Annotated in this window: 13 protein-coding genes and 1 pseudogene; 10 read left to right on the top strand and 4 right to left on the bottom strand. The window is 35.2% G+C overall.

Annotated features, from left to right (window positions below):
• The first annotated feature begins 156 nt into the window (after positions 1 to 156).
• The 4 genes from ACIQ2X_RS06180 (at position 157) to cysK (ending at position 6,282) form a co-directional block, all read left to right on the top strand.
• Positions 157 to 2,079, top strand: a complete 1,923-nt coding sequence (locus tag ACIQ2X_RS06180; RefSeq protein WP_396178057.1) for a transglutaminase family protein — start codon at positions 157 to 159, stop codon at positions 2,077 to 2,079.
• A gap of 9 nt (positions 2,080 to 2,088) precedes the next feature.
• Complete coding sequence (locus ACIQ2X_RS06175; protein WP_396178056.1) at positions 2,089 to 4,236, top strand: hypothetical protein; 2,148 nt, start codon at positions 2,089 to 2,091, stop codon at positions 4,234 to 4,236.
• Positions 4,237 to 4,524: 288 nt separating this feature from the next.
• The gene (gene epsC / locus ACIQ2X_RS06170; RefSeq protein WP_396178055.1) at positions 4,525 to 5,349 is read left to right on the top strand and encodes a serine O-acetyltransferase EpsC; all 825 of its coding nucleotides are present in this window, start codon (positions 4,525 to 4,527) and stop codon (positions 5,347 to 5,349) included.
• A gap of 24 nt (positions 5,350 to 5,373) precedes the next feature.
• Positions 5,374 to 6,282 carry a cysteine synthase A gene (gene cysK / locus ACIQ2X_RS06165; RefSeq protein ID WP_396178054.1) on the top strand — a complete coding sequence of 303 codons (909 nt, stop codon included), beginning with the start codon at positions 5,374 to 5,376 and terminating at the stop codon, positions 6,280 to 6,282.
• 77 nt (positions 6,283 to 6,359) lie between these two features.
• On the opposite strand, the gene ACIQ2X_RS06160 is transcribed toward cysK, so the two are convergent.
• The 3 genes from ACIQ2X_RS06160 to ACIQ2X_RS06150 all read right to left on the bottom strand — a co-directional run bounded on the left by ACIQ2X_RS06160 (position 6,360) and on the right by ACIQ2X_RS06150 (position 9,609).
• Positions 6,360 to 8,570 carry a polyribonucleotide nucleotidyltransferase gene (locus tag ACIQ2X_RS06160; RefSeq protein WP_396178052.1) on the bottom strand — a complete coding sequence of 737 codons (2,211 nt, stop codon included), beginning with the start codon at positions 8,568 to 8,570 and terminating at the stop codon, positions 6,360 to 6,362.
• Between the two features lie 193 nt (positions 8,571 to 8,763).
• The gene (gene rpsO, locus ACIQ2X_RS06155) at positions 8,764 to 9,033 is read right to left on the bottom strand and encodes a 30S ribosomal protein S15 (protein WP_396178050.1); all 270 of its coding nucleotides are present in this window, start codon (positions 9,031 to 9,033) and stop codon (positions 8,764 to 8,766) included.
• Positions 9,034 to 9,150: 117 nt separating this feature from the next.
• Positions 9,151 to 9,609, bottom strand: a complete 459-nt coding sequence (locus ACIQ2X_RS06150; RefSeq protein ID WP_396178049.1) for a GAF domain-containing protein — start codon at positions 9,607 to 9,609, stop codon at positions 9,151 to 9,153.
• 69 nt (positions 9,610 to 9,678) lie between these two features.
• Here ACIQ2X_RS06150 and xrtF point away from each other — a divergent pair, with 69 nt between their 5' ends.
• The 6 genes from xrtF to ACIQ2X_RS06120 all read left to right on the top strand — a co-directional run bounded on the left by xrtF (position 9,679) and on the right by ACIQ2X_RS06120 (position 14,449).
• The gene (xrtF, locus tag ACIQ2X_RS06145; RefSeq protein WP_396178048.1) at positions 9,679 to 10,230 is read left to right on the top strand and encodes an exosortase family protein XrtF; all 552 of its coding nucleotides are present in this window, start codon (positions 9,679 to 9,681) and stop codon (positions 10,228 to 10,230) included.
• Complete coding sequence (locus tag ACIQ2X_RS06140) at positions 10,211 to 10,666, top strand: exosortase F system-associated membrane protein (RefSeq protein WP_396178047.1); 456 nt, start codon at positions 10,211 to 10,213, stop codon at positions 10,664 to 10,666. Before xrtF ends, ACIQ2X_RS06140 begins: the two co-directional genes overlap by 20 nt.
• 36 nt (positions 10,667 to 10,702) lie before the next feature.
• Complete coding sequence (locus ACIQ2X_RS06135) at positions 10,703 to 11,122, top strand: HYC_CC_PP family protein (protein ID WP_396178046.1); 420 nt, start codon at positions 10,703 to 10,705, stop codon at positions 11,120 to 11,122.
• A 67-nt stretch (positions 11,123 to 11,189) separates the two neighbouring features.
• On the top strand, positions 11,190 to 13,205 hold the full coding sequence (locus ACIQ2X_RS06130; protein ID WP_396178045.1) for a TonB-dependent receptor plug domain-containing protein: 2,016 nt from the start codon (positions 11,190 to 11,192) through the stop codon (positions 13,203 to 13,205).
• A gap of 44 nt (positions 13,206 to 13,249) precedes the next feature.
• Positions 13,250 to 13,591, top strand: a complete 342-nt coding sequence (locus ACIQ2X_RS06125; RefSeq protein ID WP_396178044.1) for a heavy-metal-associated domain-containing protein — start codon at positions 13,250 to 13,252, stop codon at positions 13,589 to 13,591.
• 153 nt (positions 13,592 to 13,744) lie between these two features.
• Positions 13,745 to 14,449, top strand: coding sequence for a DedA family protein (locus ACIQ2X_RS06120; protein ID WP_396178043.1), 705 nt, complete (start codon positions 13,745 to 13,747; stop codon positions 14,447 to 14,449).
• A gap of 57 nt (positions 14,450 to 14,506) precedes the next feature.
• Here ACIQ2X_RS06120 and ACIQ2X_RS06115 read toward each other — a convergent pair.
• Positions 14,507 to 16,670 (bottom strand): annotated as a pseudogene (locus tag ACIQ2X_RS06115) (hypothetical protein); the annotation flags it as partial.

Raw genomic sequence — 16,670 nt, 5'->3', positions numbered from 1 at the left:
TTTGCTCAACGGTTAATTGTTTATATTTTTTCATGAAAGACAAATTTAGGCTTTTGACCTTAAACACTTGGAGGAAAACTCCAAGTGTTTTTAATTTATCTGTTGCACTTATAACTTGAACTTACAATTTACTATATTTCCAAAAAATAAATCTGAATGAAATTACGTACAATTTTCCTGACTTTTCTTGTGCTTTTCGGATCACAGCTTTTTGCACAAAAAAATATTGATCCCACGCCGGAAGACATAAACGACGCCAAAAAATTACGAGAAAAATTCCCAAAAAACGATGTTGCAGTCTTGAAAAGTAGCGAAGTGATTTCTTTTGATTTAAATAAAACGGAGGCTAAAGTTATTGTTCATAGCGAACTTAATGAACAATTAATGAATATCAATCACCGAGCGGATATTCGCAAATATGAGTTTTACGACAGTGAATCTGAAGTAAAAACCTTTTCGCTAAAATACCGAAACGACAAGAGTGCCGCTTTTCCGGTTAAAGACGAAATGTACAAAGACAACGATTTGTTTTACAACGACGCTCGAGTAAAATACATTACCATCGATTTTCCCGTCCAAGGATATTCCTATAATTATCAAGTAAAAAAGCAGTACAACGATGTAAAATATTTTACCTCACTGTATTTTAATGACGAATATCCCGTGCTCGAAAAGCAGTTTTCCATTACGGTTCCTGATTGGTTGTCGGTTGAATTGAAAGAGTTTAACTTTGAGGGAAATACAATAAAAAAGTCAAAATCTATTCATCCTTCCTCCAAAGCTACGACCTACACGTATTCAATGGAAAATGTTCCGGCCTATTTCGAAGAACAAAATGCACCAGGAAGAAGTTACCTCTATCCCCATGTTTTAGTAATTGCAAAGTCATTTAAAAATAAAGACAACGATGTAACGCTTTTCAACTCAACAGCCGATTTATACAAATGGTACAAATCGTTGATAGGTCAGATGAAAGACGATAGTAGTTTTTTTAAAGAAAAAGTCGCCGAACTAACCGCCACTGCTAAAACCGACGAAGAGAAGATTAAAAATATATATTACTGGGTTCAAGATAATATTCGCTATATCGCTTTTGAAGATGGGATTGCAGGCTTTAAACCAGATGAATCTCAAAATGTTTTCAACAAACGATATGGTGATTGTAAAGGAATGGGAAATTTGATCAAGCAAATGCTAACACTTGCAGGTTTCGACGCTCGTTTAACTTGGATTGGGACGAAGCACATTGCCTACGATTATACCACTCCTTCTCTCGCTGTAGACAATCACATGATTTGTACGTTATTTTTTAAAGGAAAAAAATATTTTCTAGACGGAACAGAAAAATTCAATTCTTTTGGCGAACATGCCGAACGGATTCAAAATAAAGAGGTGATGATTGAAAACGGAGACCAATTTTTGATTGAAAAAGTGCCGAGTGTTGCTAGCGAATTTAATAAAGAAATTTTCAAAGCCAATTTAAAAATAACTGATGGAGAACTGCAAGGAACTTGCTCCCGAATTTTTGCAGGAGAAAGTAGGACCCAACTTTTATATCGAATCAGTACGCTTAAAAACAATCAAAAGGAGGAGGTTTTGGAACGGTATTTAACCGAAGGGGATAAAAATATCAAAGTGCAAAATATTAAGAATTCGGATTTAAAAAATAGAGATCAAAAGTTGACAATGGATTATGATATTGCAGTAAGTAATCGAGTTTCTGATTTTGATAATGACATGTACATCGATTTAGAGTACATGAATGAATACAAAAATTTTGAACTTAAAGACCGGAAAACAGACTATGAGTTTGATTATAAAACCAATTACGAGTCCAACGTTTCGCTAGCCATTCCGGCGGGTTATAAAATCACCAAATTACCCGAAAATCTAGTGATTAATGAGCCTAATTTTGCGGTTAGTGTGCAATTTGTGCAGTCCAATTCAGAATTAATTTGCAAGAAAAATTTCGTCTTTAAAAATGGAGTGATTAAAGCAAACGAGATGGATAAATGGAATTCATTTGTCAAAAATTTACAAGCAACCTACAACCAACAAATAATTTTATCAAAAATTTAATTCAATCGAATGAAAAAACTTTTACTAGGTACATTGCTATTATTGTGTTCTTTTGCATTTGCACAAGACAAAGCAGAAATTAAAGAATTTTTTTGGGGAAAAACGGATGCTCATAAAAAAGCCAACACCATTCCCGATAAATGGAAAGGCGAATCGGCAGTAATCATTTTCAAGAAAGATTATTATAATTTTCACAAGTTTGGAAAAAATGTAAAGTACACTTCTGCTGTTCGAAAAAGAATTAAATTACTGGATGCTAATGCAGTACAAGAATTTTCTGAGTTTTCGTTTGCCGAAAGATTTTATACCAATAAAGGTTTTTCTTTTCGGAAAGGAACTACGACAATGGGAGTAAAAATAGTAAAATCGGATGGCAAAGAAATTGAAATTGACGTCGAAAAGGAAGCCAAGGATATTGATGATACTAAGAAACTCGCTATTTCAAATTTAGAAATCGGCGACATTATTGATTTTTATTATTACACCGTAGAACCTTTTAAATCGTTTTATGAAGTAGGTTTTGATCCCGTTGAAACGACGCTTGGCGATGTGTATCCCACGATGGAAATGAAACTAATTTTTGAAACTGAGAATGATTTTTTCATCAATTTCAACACCTATAATGGTGCGCCAGAACTCAAGGAAACTTACAATAAAGGTGGCGAACGTAAATACGAAATGCTGGCAAAAGACATTGAAAAAAACGAATTTCCACGATGGTTTTATCCTGCAGTAGAGTTACCCTTTTATAAATTTCAGGTTTATTTTGCACGGTCTTCCCGTTTTGAGGCTGGGGCAGAGGCGTTTTTATCGGAGAAAGAAGCCATCATTAAATCGGTTGTTTCCAAAGACGATGTTTTTAAATATTACGATAGTAAATTTAGACCCTTTGGCGATATCAGTGCGATCAATGATTTTGTAAAAAACAATACTTTTGAAAGTGATGAAGAGAAAGTACGCGAAGTGTATTACTACACCCGACACATTTATTTTACAAGATATGTTGAAGCATTTGTGGCCAATGAAACCAATATTTTCTATCCATTTGAATATTACAAAAATCCAGTTTTTATTCAGAATGAAGAGCAGTTCATCAATCACTTTATGAATTTCTTGAAAAAGAATACTATTGATTACGATATCATCGTCGGAACCGCACGTTACAACGGGCCGATTAAGGATTTATTAATTGAAAAGAATGTAACCTTGTTGCTTAAAGTCAATACCAAAAATCCAATATATCTGGAATTCTTTTCTCCGTTTTCGAGTGCGGATCAGTTTGATTATAACCTAGAAAACACAGAGGCTTATGCACTTGAAGTTTCAAAAGGAAAGAAAGTGGTGAGTGCTGATAATGTTACCTTACCGAGATCTTCTGCTACCGATAATTTGTCGAAACGAATTTCTAAAATTGCTTTAGAACCTAATTTTACGGATTTAAAAGTCAGCAGAATTTCGTCATTATTTGGGCATTTTAAAGAATATGAACAATCCGATAAACTCGAGTTTTATGATTATGTAAACGAAGATTACAAAAAATACGGAACAGAATCTTTACTGGATTTGGTTAAAAACAAGAAGAAACAAGAGCAATACCGTAAAGAGTTCAATGCGTTGATCGAAAAAATCAAAGACCGAAATAAAGAGGAACTCAAAAAAGCAGTTTCTCAAGAGTTTGAATTTGAAATCGAAGAGGTTGCTTATGAACTGAAAAACACGGGACGTTTTGGTAGTAAACAGCCTTTTGAATACGAAGAGAAATTTGTGATCAAAAATAATCTTGTGAAAAAAGCAGGTGACAATTACATTGTAGAAATCGGGAAAATATTGACCGATCAAATTGATGTTGATAAAAAAGAAAAAGACCGCAAGAATAATGTGTACATGAGTTTTCCACGATCTTTTGACAACGAAATTGTTTTCGAAATTCCAGCAGGTTATACCGTTATGGGTATTGAAAAGTTGAATAAAAAAGTGGAGAACGAGACGGGAAAATTTGTGAGTACTGCTTCAATTACAGGAAATCAATTGACAATCAAAACCGTCAAAGAGTATAAAAATTATTTTGAACCCAATGCCAATTGGACTAAAATGGTTTCGTTTTTAGATGCTGCGTATCAGTTTACGCAAGAAAAAATCTTGTTGAAGAAAAATTAATTTATTTCTAACCCTGGTAGGTCTTTAAATTCTATTGGGGTTCAAAAGTGCTATTATAAAACCAACAAAAGTTAAAGTAATCCTTACTCATTTGGATGCCGAGTCTTATTTTCTGAGATTTGTCAAATAAAATAATACAATGAAAACAATTAAATCAATCGCTTTACACTGTTGCCGAAACTCTTTTTGAGGGGGTTTTGTGACGTGAAATGATTTGATGAATTTCAAATACTAAGCAAAACTCTCCATTTCGGGGAGTTTTTTTTTGTTTACCAAATAAAGGTTTTTATGAAGTCGAATAATAAACACATCTACCAAGCTAACTTTTTAGAGAAAAAAATATTTTTTGATAAAAAGAAAATAAAATATTGGATTAATGAAATGACCGAATGGCTGTTTTGTACCCAAAAAGAGTACATCGATTATCATTTCTTTGAAGAAAAGGAGCAGGAGTTGACCCTTTTATTGATTCAGTTATTGGAAGCGGAACAATTTGCAAAAGAAGATGCCACGAGAATCACAACGGACTTTTTTGATAATTGTGAGAAGCTGCATCACGTTTTGTTAAACGACTTAAATGCCATTTTTGAATTTGACCCGGCTGCAAAATCAAAGAATGAAGTATTGATTGCTTATCCCGGCTTTTTTGCCATAACCGTTCACCGAATTGCATTTCAATTGTGGAACGAAAATGCCCGTATTTTAGCGCGATTAATTGCCGAACACGCCCATAGTAAAACAGGAATTGACATTCATCCTGCGGCAACAATTGGCGAACATTTCTTGATTGACCACGGAACCGGAATTGTAATTGGTGAAACAGCAATTATCGGCAAACATGTCAAGATTTACCAAGGGGTTACTTTAGGTGCTTTGACCGTAACAAAAGAAGCAGCCGAGGAAAAACGCCATCCCACTATTGAAGATAACGTGACTATTTATGCCAATGCCACAATTCTTGGAGGGAAAACAGTAATCGGACAGGATGCAGTTATTGGAGGAAACGTTTGGATAACGAATTCGATTCCACCAAAATCATTGGTCTATCACAAGAGCGAAATTAACATCAAAAGCAAGGAACAATTTCCTGAAGCACTGAATTTTAGTATATAATTTAAAAATAATAAATACTTACATATGAAAGCGAACAACATTTTAGAAACAATTGGAAATACTCCTGTTGTAAAATTAAGTCGATTATTTGAAAACAGAAATGTTTGGATCAAATTGGAACGAAATAATCCTGGAAATAGCATTAAAGACCGCATTGCATTAGCCATGATTGAAGACGCAGAAAAGCAGGGACTTTTAAATCCAAATAGCGTAATTATCGAACCAACTTCGGGAAATACAGGAATTGGTTTGGCACTTGTAGCGGCTGTAAAAGGCTACAAAGTAATTTTGGTGATGCCCGAATCGATGAGTATCGAGCGTAGAAAACTGATGGAAATTTACGGTGCCGAATTTGAGTTGACTCCCAGAGAAAAAGGAATGAAAGGAGCGATTGAACGCGCTGCCGAATTGGTTTTGGAAACGCCGAATGGTTGGTCTCCAAAGCAATTTGACAATCCTGCCAATATTGAAATTCATAAAACCACTACTGCTTTAGAAATTCTTGCTGATTTTCCTGAAGGTTTGGATTATATCATCACCGGTGTTGGAACGGGTGGACACATTACCGGAGTTGCCGAAGTTTTAAAAGAAAAATTTCCAAATTTGAAAGTGATTGCTGTTGAGCCGGAATTGTCTCCCGTTTTGAGTGGCGGAAATCCTGGTCCGCACCCATTACAAGGAATCGGGGCGGGTTTTGTTCCTACCAATTACCATTCTGACGCTATTGACGAAGTGATTCAAGTAAGTAAAGACGAGGCTTACGAGTTCACGAGACAAATTGCCAAGAAAGAAGGAATTCTAACAGGTGTTTCATCTGGGGCTTCACTTGCTGCAGTAGCTAAAAAGCTACAAGAAATTCCGCAAGACGCCGTTGTTTTGACCTTTAACTACGATACCGGCGAACGGTATTTATCAGTTGAAGGATTGTTTTAAAAACTAAACTTAAAAACCCCATTTCAAATACATGAAATGGGGTTTTAGTTGAATTAAACCTTTTACAGTTGTAATTATTATCTTCTTTCGTCTCTCTTTGGACCACGGTCGTCGCGTCGTTCTGGACGAGGTGCTCTTTCTTCTCTTGGAGCGTTTTCGTCTCTTGGAGGTCGTGGCAAAAGTGCTTTTCGAGACACTTTCTCTTTTCTTGTTTTCGGATCTAAACCTAAGTATTTTACTTGGAATACGTCGCCCATGTTTACCACATCGGTTACGTTTTCGGTTCGTTCCCAAGCCAATTCAGATACGTGAAGCAAAACTTCGTTTCCTGGCGCTTCAGTATATTCTACCACTGCTCCAAAATCCAACATCTTGATTACTTTTACTTCATAAGCTTCTCCCATTTGTGGTTTGAAGATGATCGAATCAATTTTAGCCAGTACAGCTGCAATTCCGTCCGGATCCGTTCCAAGAATTTCTACAATTCCCATCTCGTTTTCTTCATTAATTACAATGGTACAACCGGTAGCTTTTTGCAATTCCTGAATCACTTTTCCACCAGGTCCGATCAACGCACCGATGAAAGCACCAGGAATGGTTCGCATAATGATTTTTGGGGAATGATCTTTCACATCCGCTCTTGGTTGAGCCATTGTTTCAGTCAATTTCCCTAAGATATGCAAACGTCCGTCACGAGCTTGAGCCAAAGCTTGCTCCATGATTTCGTATTTCAAACCGTCGATTTTGATGTCCATCTGGCAAGCGGTAATTCCTTCTGAAGTTCCCGTTACTTTGAAATCCATATCTCCTAAATGATCTTCGTCACCCAAAATATCGGACAACACAGCAAAACGTTCACCGTCAGTAATCAATCCCATTGCAATTCCAGAGACCGGACGAATCATTTGAACTCCGGCATCCATCAAAGCTAATGTTCCCGCACAAACAGTTGCCATAGAAGACGAACCGTTCGATTCCAATACTTCAGAAACAATTCTGATTGTATACGGATTTTCAGCAGGAATCATGTTTTTTAATGCTCTTTGAGCCAAGTTTCCGTGACCCACTTCTCTTCTTGAAGTTCCTCTTAATGGACGTGCTTCTCCTGTTGAAAATGGGGGAAAATTATAGTGTAAATAGAATTTTTCTTCTCCTTGTTCCGATGGTGAATCTATTTGGTTGGCTTCTCTAGAAGTTCCTAAAGTAGCCGTTGCCAATGCTTGTGTTTCTCCACGTGTAAACAATGCCGAACCGTGAACGGATGGTAAATAATCTACTTCGCACCAGATGTCTCTGATTTCGGTAGTTTTTCTTCCGTCTAAACGGGTTCCTAAATCTAAAGTTACGTTACGAACGGCTTCTTTATTGGTTTTGTAAAAATATTTTCCAACAAGACCTGCTAAGTCTGCATTTTCAGTATATTCTTCCTCGGTAAATAAACCTTGACATTCTGCTTTTACTTCTGAAAATGCAGCCGAACGTTCTTGTTTTGCCGATCCTTTGCTTGCGATGGCGTAAATTTTATCGTAAGCATATTCTTTTACTTTGGCGTAAACGGCATCGTCTGTTTTTTCAGTATCATAAGAACGCACTTCTTTTTTTCCAAATGCTTGAGCCAATCTTTCTTGAGCAGCAATTTGTACTTTGATGTGTTCGTGTGCAAATTTTATTGCTTCCAACATTTCAGCTTCAGAAATTTCTTTCATTTCACCTTCTACCATTGCAATAGAATCCATAGAAGCACCAATCATCATGTCGATGTCGGATAATTCTAATTGTGCACGAGATGGGTTGATGATGAATTTTCCGTCAATTCTTCCTACTCTTGCTTCTGAAATTAAGGTTTCAAAAGGAATGTCAGACAAAGCAAGTGCAGCCGAAGCGGCTAATCCTGCTAATGCATCGGGCATTACATCCTCATCATGAGACATCAACTGAATCATCACTTGCACTTCTGCGTGATAATCTGATGGAAAAAGCGGCCGTAAAACACGGTCAACTAATCGCATAGTTAATACTTCGCTATCACTTGGACGCGCTTCTCTTTTGAAGAAACCACCAGGAAAACGACCTGCTGCAGCAAATTTTTCTCTGTAATCTACCGTTAACGGTAAAAAGTCGATACCTGGACTTGCTTTTCTTGCGGAAACAACGGTTCCTAAAATCACCGTTTTTCCAATTCTTACTACTACAGAACCATCGGCTTGTTTTGCCAAACGTCCTGTCTCGATTGTGATGCTTCTGCCATCACCTAAATCGATGCTTTCTACAAATAATTGTGGAATCATAAAATTAATTCTCTAAGTTAAACATGGGTTCTAGTTGTGTTGTTGTTGTGTAGTTGTTTGTTGTCCTAAAACCCAATGAAAAACCAAACTTTTTAGCCCCCCGACCCCCAAAGGAGGAGCTTATTAAATTGCCACCCTTGGGGTTAGGGGGCTAAAAAAAAAGAGGCGCGTGGGCACCTCTTTTCTGTATGGATTATTTTCTAATACCCAATTCTTTGATAATTTCTCGATATCTGTTGATTTCTGTCTTTTTCAAGTAATCCAACAAACTTCTTCTTTTACCTACTAGTTTTACTAATGAACGCTCTGTGTTAAAATCGTGACGATTTTTTTTCAAATGCTCAGTAAGGTGGTTGATTCTAAATGTAAACAATGCGATCTGACTTTCAGATTTACCAGTGTTTGCTGCTGTTCCTCCGTGTTTAGCGAAGATTTCTGCTTTAACTTCTTTAGTTAAGTACATGCTAATATTATTTAATGATTATTATGTAGATACGTTTATCGTATTCGAGTGCAAAAGTAACACATTTTTCTTAATAAAATAATGTAAAGTTGTCAAATTGATAATTATCACATTTTTTTAATGGAATGTTTTAGCAATTTCTGCATTTACAAATTCTAAGAAGCGTTCGTCCGCCTCTGTAAATGGATCAATCGTACTGGAATCAATATCGATTTGCCCAATATTTTCGCCATTAACAAAAAGTGGAATTACGATTTCAGATTTTACTGAAATACTACAAGCAATGTAATTGTCCTGAGCCATAACGTCTGGAACCACAAAGTTTTTGTTTGAAACAGCAACTTGTCCACAAATTCCTTTTCCGAACGGGATGACTGTATGATCGGTTGCTTCGCCAACGTAAGAACCGAGAACCAACTCTTCTTTGTTTCCGTTTCTAAAATAAAAGCCCACCCAATCGTAATAATCAATGTTGTCTTTGAGTAAATGGCAAATTTGCAGTAACTTTTCTTCTCTTGAAGTGGTTGCTGTTGAAACTATATCTTGTACTTTCGGTTTTAATTCTGCGAATGTCATTGTTCTTTTTTATGCAAAAGTATTTATTTGTAGCTTTGTGCAGTAATATATAATTGTTAAAAATAAATTTTGAAAGATTTTTTTATAAAATACCGACCTTTTTTGCGATTTCTTGGCGTTTTTCTGCTTTCTTATTTAGTACTCATTGGTGTTTATCAATTGTATTTGGGGCAGTACGATGCGGCTCGGTTTGAGGTTGATGGAGTTTCAAATTTTGTTGCCGAACAGTCGGAAACAGTTCTAGAAGCTTTTGGTTATGAGGTAACTTTAGTTCCTCATCCCTATGAGGCTTCGGTTAAAGTTCAGATCAATTCGGATACAATTGTTCGAATTGTCGAAGGTTGCAATGCCGTTAGTGTTATGATATTATTTGTGGCGTTTGTTTTGGCTTTTAGCAAAGGCTTTTACAAAACATTCGCATTTATCACTACAGGTCTTTTAATTATCCACATTTTGAATATTTTAAGAATTGCGTTATTGACTGTCGGAATTTTAAAATATCCGGAATATACACACATTTTACACGGCGTTATTTTTCCTCTAGTTATTTATGGTGTAGTGTTTTTGCTTTGGATTTTTTGGGTTACTAAAATCACTGAAAATGTTTCAAAAAATCCGTAATCATAAATTTCAAATTGCTGCATTTCTTGCTGCAGTCGTTGGTTTTGCTTTGATCCGAAATTACGAAGAGCAACTATTTTACGATCCCTTTTTATCCTTTTTTAAAGGAATAAAGACCGAAAAAGCGTTTCCTGAGATTGTAGAATGGAAACTTTATGTAAGTCTTTTTATGAGATATTTGTTCAATACTTTGCTTTCACTTTTTGTAATTTATGCATTGTTTAAAAATAAAGAGTATCTTAAGTTGGCAAGTATTTTATATTTATTCTTTTTTATCATTCTGGTACTGCTTTTTGTAGTTGCGTTAAATTTTTTTAGCGAACGCTATATGCTTTTGTTTTACATTAGACGCTTCATTATACAGCCGTTGTTTTTGCTTTTATTCGTGCCGGGTTTTTATTTTCAGCAGCAAGATGGAAAAAAACAAAATTCATAAGTGGTTTAGAAATATTATTTTAGATACTTTTGCATTATGAAAGTTAGAAAGAGAGTGAGTTTATTTTTAGCAATTATGTTGTTGTTTTCCAATTTTGGATTGGCATTCAACATTCATTTTTGTGGGGATAAAATTGCTTCAGTATCATCTGCACTTTCTACTATAAAAACAGCTGAATTTTCAACTACTGATTGCTGTTGTGTGAAGGACAATCAAGATAAAAAATCGTGTTGCAAAGACAAAGTTGTCGATTTTAAAAAGGATACTAAAGAGCTTGTAGTTAAAAATACCGTTTTTCAACTCGATTCAACATTTGCTGTTTTAGTTCCCTCCGAAATTATTTTGGCAAAAGCTTTAGGGGTCACTACTTTAAAGTCTACTATTCCAGCGTACTACTGCATTTCAAATGCTCCTCCGCTTTTTAAATTGTACAACCAGTATCTTTTTTACGCCTAAAGTTTAAAGTTTACACGCGCCATTTTTAGTAATGGAATATCTTGTATTAATTTTAAATTTTTAAGTTATGTATAAATATACCGCACTAATTGTAGTGCTCTTTTTTTCTTTTGCCGCCAAGGCACAAGATACTTTACAAACGATTCAGGTAAAAACTGATTCGCAATCTACAAAAAAATCGTATCGAAAAGTTGCCAATACAGCAACAATGACTAGTAAAGAATTGTTGAAAGCGGCTTGCTGCAACCTTGCCGAAAGTTTTGAGACGAACCCTTCTATTGATGTCAATTTTTCTGATGCCTTAACGGGGACAAAGCAAATTAGAATGCTGGGTTTAACAAGCCCGTATTTGATGATTACGGAAGAAAATATTCCTTCTGTTCGCGGAGCATCTCAAGCTTATGGATTGTCGTTTACGCCTGGCACGTGGGTGGAAAGTATCCAAATCACAAAGGGGGCGGGGTCCGTTGTGAATGGTTATGAAAGTATTTCGGGTCAAATAAACACCGAATTGATTAAGCCCGCTTGCGATATTCCATTTTTTCTAAATATGTATGGTTCGACCGATTCGAGATTTGAAGTCAATACCCATTTCAATAAGAAAATTAGTGACAAATGGAGCAGCAGCCTTTTTGTACACGGAAATACTCGAATCCAAAAGATGGACAATAACGACGATGGTTTTATGGATAATCCATTGGCAAAACAAATCAACGTTTTGAACAGATGGCAATACATAAATGCTGAGAAAGGCTGGTTAGGTTTTATCAATTTTCGATACCTAAATGATCAAAAACAAACGGGAGAATTGGATTTTAATGCCAATCGTGATAAAGGAACCACGAACTTTTGGGGTTCAGAAATCAATACCGAAAGGTTGGATGTTTCGACAAAATTAGGGTATGTATTTCCAAACATGCCGTATCAAAGTATCGGGTTTCAAAATGCATTTACAAGCCATAAACAGGATTCTTATTTTGGTTTAAACGACTACGGAATTGCTCAAAAAAGTTTTTATTCCAACTTTATTTTCAATTCGATTATTTCAAATTCAAAAAATAAATTTTCTACAGGTTTGAATTTTGCTTATGATGATTATAATGAAAATTTAGTTGTTCCGCTGATTTCTGGTAATTTCGATCGAATCGATACTTCGCTTGGAGCTTTTATGGAATACACTTTTGATAATCTGGACGATTTTAGTTTGGTAGCTGGATTTCGCGTAGACAACCACAACCGTTTGGGGGTTTTTGCAACTCCCCGAATTCACGCACGTTACAATCCTTGGAATAAAGCAGTTTTGAGAGCATCGGCAGGACTAGGGAAGCGTTCTGCGAATATTTTTGCTGAGAATCAACACCTTTTTGCTAGTTCACGAGTTTTTGACATCTTGAATACAAAAGGTAGAATTTACGGTTTAGATGCCGAAATTGCTTGGAATTATGGTTTGAGTTTTATGCAAGGATTTTCGATTTTTAACCGCACTGCCGACGTAACTTTTGATTTTTATCGAACCGATTTTCAAAATCAGGCAATTGTCGATTTGTATGCAAGTCCGCAACAAGCCTTGTTTTATAATGGAACATCGTTTGCCAATAGTATGCAAATTGAGTTCAATGTCGAATTAATGGATCATTTAAATGCCCGTACTGCTTACAAGTACTACGATATTCAAACGGAATACCTTAGCGGAACCGCCGAGAGACCGTTACAGGCCCGACACCGTTTTTTTGCAAACTTGGCCTACGAAACACATATTGGTCAAAAAGGGCGTCAGTGGAAATTTGATTTTACTTACAATTGGTTGGGAAAACAACAATTACCCAATACGGCTTCAAATTCTATTGCTGATCGATTGCCAGAATATTCACCTTCATTTTCGTTGTTGAATACGCAAATTACACGTACGTTTTCGTCCACATTTGAAATGTATGCCGGAGCTGAAAACCTAGGAAATTACACCCAAGAAAATGCGGTTTTAGGAAATGAAAATCCGTTTGGTACTACTTTTGATACATCCATTGTATATGCACCTGTTTTCGGACAGATGTTTTATGCAGGTCTGCGTTTTAAAATTAAATAAAATAACAGTTTCCATTTTCGATTGGAAGTAAAAATTAAATACCGATGAAAAATGTAATTATGGTGCTGCTGGTTTTCGTTTTCGGATGGACGACACTCGCACAAGAAAAGAAAGATAAGAATGCCAAACACGCAATTTCCGTTGCAGGTAATTGCGAAATGTGTAAAAAACGTATTGAGAAGGCGGCCTATTCCGTGGCAGGAGTGAAATCAGCTGTTTGGGATGCCGATAAGCAACAATTGCAAGTGATTGTTAACGAAGAAAAATCATCGGTTAATCAGATTGAAAAAGCGGTGGCTAAAGTAGGACATGATACTAAAAATGTAAAGGCAACTGACGAAGCTTATGCTGATTTACATACTTGTTGTGCCTACGAACGCAAATAAATTAGCGAACTTAAACAGCATGCTGTTTCTAATGTTTTTAGATGTTTATTCTTTTACTATTTTCTTACTTAAAAAAAACTTAAAACTGGCTGAATAATATTGGCGTTAAGCTAAAAATTGTTACTTTCACGCCCGTAAATTAACACATATACAATGAACGAATTTGATTGGAAAAATTTAATTGACCCCCTTTTTTATATAAATTTCAGTATTGATGGTGTTAAGGTAGGATTGTGGTTAGTGCTCTTTATTGTTTTTGCAGAAACGGGTTTATTTGCTGGGTTTTTTCTTCCTGGAGACAGTTTGCTTTTTCTAGCTGGAATTTACAGCAGGGAGTTGATCGAAAATTTTATGTTTATCGATAATGATTTGCTCAATGTACTGTTATTGGCAAGTTTAGTAGCGATAGCAGGAATTATTGGAAATACAGTAGGGTATTGGTTTGGAGCAAAAAGTGGGTATTATTTGTACAATAAACAAGACTCTTTTTGGTTTAAGAAAAAATATCTTGTGCAGTCGAAAGATTTTTTTGAAAAGCACGGTGGCAGAGCCATTATACTAGCACGTTTCTTGCCCATTTTTAGAACTTTTGCCCCAATTGTAGCTGGAATTGTAATGATGGAAAAAAAGAAATTTATGCTTTACAATGTCATTAGTTCGATTTTATGGTCGTTCAGTTTGATTTTTGCAGGTCATTATTTGTATGGTTTTTTGTTAGAAAAATACGATATTGATTTGAAAGAACACATCGAATTAATTGTAATTATCCTTGTAGTTGTTACCATTGTTCCGGTGATTTATAAGTTTAGCAAGAAAACTAAGGAAGAAGAGAAAGATGAGGATACAATTGATTTATAATAAAAACGTTTGAATTTGAAAATGCCCCAAAAAGTTTCAAACTTTTTGGGGCATTTTTTATGGAAGAGAAATTGTTCTTGTCTCGGAAATTAAAGTTCCATCATCAGAAAAACCTTCAATTAAAAGTGTAACTTTTTTTTGCTGCATGTCGGGAATATCAAATTTAAATATATTTGTTTCCTGAGTTGCTAATAAAGGAACCCAATCAATAACGCCAAAATTTTGAAAACCCTTATCCTCAGTTGATTTGTAATCGATATTTTTAAACGGTTCAATTCTTGAAAAGGAATTTTTAATTGCAAAAGATACAGAGGTTGCCTTAGGGCTGGAAGACAGATAAGACGATTTTGGATATACTTTTATAATCCCCACAGTGTTTCTAGCAGTTGGTGAAACGGCATAGTTGCTAATATATATTTCATCGATATCTCTTACTTTTAAGTTTTGTAGGAAATCATTACTAATTTGTTGCATTCCACCAACGAAAACAGCAGGCGAAGTCCTGCCATTAAGAGCAACTCCTGTCCTGTTGTAAATAACATATTGGCCCTGCACTCTTTCTACAATAAACCCTTTGTAGCTTAGATAATCTACCAGGTCTAAATTAATACTTGGATCATCATCTAGTATTTTATAGCCGGTCAAGCTACCGTTTCCTAAATTATTTTTATACTTTAATTTTTTTTTGTCAATTTTAATGTCAACTTCGTCAAGGATTACCATTTTTGAATTTACACCTGGAAAGTCATATTGTATGGAATCTTTTAAGAAACAGGTACTTTTTTCAACGGTGAATGATTTGTTGAATGTTCTGTTGAGATTTAAAATTTGTGGGTAAACCTTAAACAGAGTTGGTTTTTGACCGTTTGTAATCAGGTTTAAAAAAACAGTTGTTGAATCTGCAATTACTAAATTACGGAAATAAAATTCCTTTTTATCATCCACATCAGCGAGTTCGTTAATTTGAGCTGCAAGAGAATTGAGTTGAACTTTGTTTTTTTTTACGTCTTTAATAGTTTGATTTATGGTTCCTTTTATAGTAAACCCGACATCAAATTCATATTTTGAAGTGGGAGGATCTCCTATTATATTTTCCCATTTGTACTTTCCATCATCCTGATTTAAGAGCAATAAATCCAATTCAAACTGTTTGATTTTTGAAACATCTGTAAAGTAATAATTCAAATGCTCTTTTTTTCTAGAGAAGTAGGGATTAATTAAAAATGAAGCAAATAGGTTGTCATTTAAATTTACAGCTAATGAATTTTCAGGTAAAATTGAAATGCTTGCACTTGTGTTTTGGATAGAAAAAGTACCCTCGAAGCTTATTTCGCTTTTCTTTCTGGAAGGAAACGGAATATCAGCAGACAATGTTTTTTCTGGATATTTGAAAATGTAACGTTCTGCCAATTGTTTTTTGTTGCTGTCGATAATTCGGCATGTATTGAGACCTTCAAAAAGAGTCATGCTTGGAATGATGATGGTTTGCTCTAAAGCATCATTTGAAAAATTTACATCTATTATGAAACTTTTGTTGTTTTGCTGGACTACTAAATAAAGCGCCTCTGTTTTAAATTTTTCAACACCTTTTTTATTTGTTCGTACTTTTGCAATGGTTTTATCTTTTAATGAATAAGTGCTTATTTCTAACGCAACCCCTTCCTTTAAAGCTATTGGTAGGTTTTGTTCAATTCTTTCACCTTTAATTTTAAATGAAGCTTTGTAAATGTTAGTGTCCCCTTCAAGCTGAAATTTTCCGTGCCCATATTTGTTGAGCATGACTTTCTGAATGGTATCACCTTTATGATTTACAATATTGACCTTGCTGATCGGTAAGGCTTTTCCGTTGCAATCTGCTACTTTTATACCTATAGTATTGAGGGTTCCTTCGATTATAGTGCCTCCTTCGGGAAAAAAGGCAATTTTTGTTTTGGAATAATCAGGCGCTTCTTTATAAAATTGAGAGTCATTGTTATTGATGATATTAAGTTCGAATTTACCAGATTCGTCTTCTTTGAAATTATTCATCCAATTGGTATATACATGTAGATAATATTTTCCGGTTTTCAAATGTTCTCCTAAAACAAAATTGCCCGAGAAACAGCCAGCGTTTGCATAAAGTAATTTGGTTTCTATTTTAGTCCCATTTTCGTCATATAAAGCCACATAGATATTTGTAGTAAAAAAAAAGGGGAGTTTGTCTTTTTTATTATAAACATAA

Origin of the sequence: Flavobacterium sp. (assembly GCF_044368625.1) — a bacterium.
Taxonomy (GTDB): Bacteria; Bacteroidota; Bacteroidia; order Flavobacteriales; family Flavobacteriaceae; genus Flavobacterium.
This window is presented reverse-complemented; position numbering and strand designations above follow the sequence as displayed.

What these genes read in the sequence shown, in the direction of transcription:
- ACIQ2X_RS06180 (WP_396178057.1), top strand. Translation starts at nt 157, where the DNA reads ATGAAATTACGTACAATTTTCCTGACTTTTCTTGTGCTTTTCGGATCA.
- ACIQ2X_RS06175 (WP_396178056.1), top strand. Translation starts at nt 2,089, where the DNA reads ATGAAAAAACTTTTACTAGGTACATTGCTATTATTGTGTTCTTTTGCA.
- epsC (WP_396178055.1), top strand. Translation starts at nt 4,525, where the DNA reads ATGAAGTCGAATAATAAACACATCTACCAAGCTAACTTTTTAGAGAAA.
- cysK (WP_396178054.1), top strand. Translation starts at nt 5,374, where the DNA reads ATGAAAGCGAACAACATTTTAGAAACAATTGGAAATACTCCTGTTGTA.
- ACIQ2X_RS06160 (WP_396178052.1), bottom strand. Translation starts at nt 8,570, where the DNA reads ATGATTCCACAATTATTTGTAGAAAGCATCGATTTAGGTGATGGCAGA.
- rpsO (WP_396178050.1), bottom strand. Translation starts at nt 9,033, where the DNA reads ATGTACTTAACTAAAGAAGTTAAAGCAGAAATCTTCGCTAAACACGGA.
- ACIQ2X_RS06150 (WP_396178049.1), bottom strand. Translation starts at nt 9,609, where the DNA reads ATGACATTCGCAGAATTAAAACCGAAAGTACAAGATATAGTTTCAACA.
- ACIQ2X_RS06140 (WP_396178047.1), top strand. Translation starts at nt 10,211, where the DNA reads ATGTTTCAAAAAATCCGTAATCATAAATTTCAAATTGCTGCATTTCTT.
- ACIQ2X_RS06135 (WP_396178046.1), top strand. Translation starts at nt 10,703, where the DNA reads ATGAAAGTTAGAAAGAGAGTGAGTTTATTTTTAGCAATTATGTTGTTG.
- ACIQ2X_RS06130 (WP_396178045.1), top strand. Translation starts at nt 11,190, where the DNA reads ATGTATAAATATACCGCACTAATTGTAGTGCTCTTTTTTTCTTTTGCC.
- ACIQ2X_RS06125 (WP_396178044.1), top strand. Translation starts at nt 13,250, where the DNA reads ATGAAAAATGTAATTATGGTGCTGCTGGTTTTCGTTTTCGGATGGACG.
- ACIQ2X_RS06120 (WP_396178043.1), top strand. Translation starts at nt 13,745, where the DNA reads ATGAACGAATTTGATTGGAAAAATTTAATTGACCCCCTTTTTTATATA.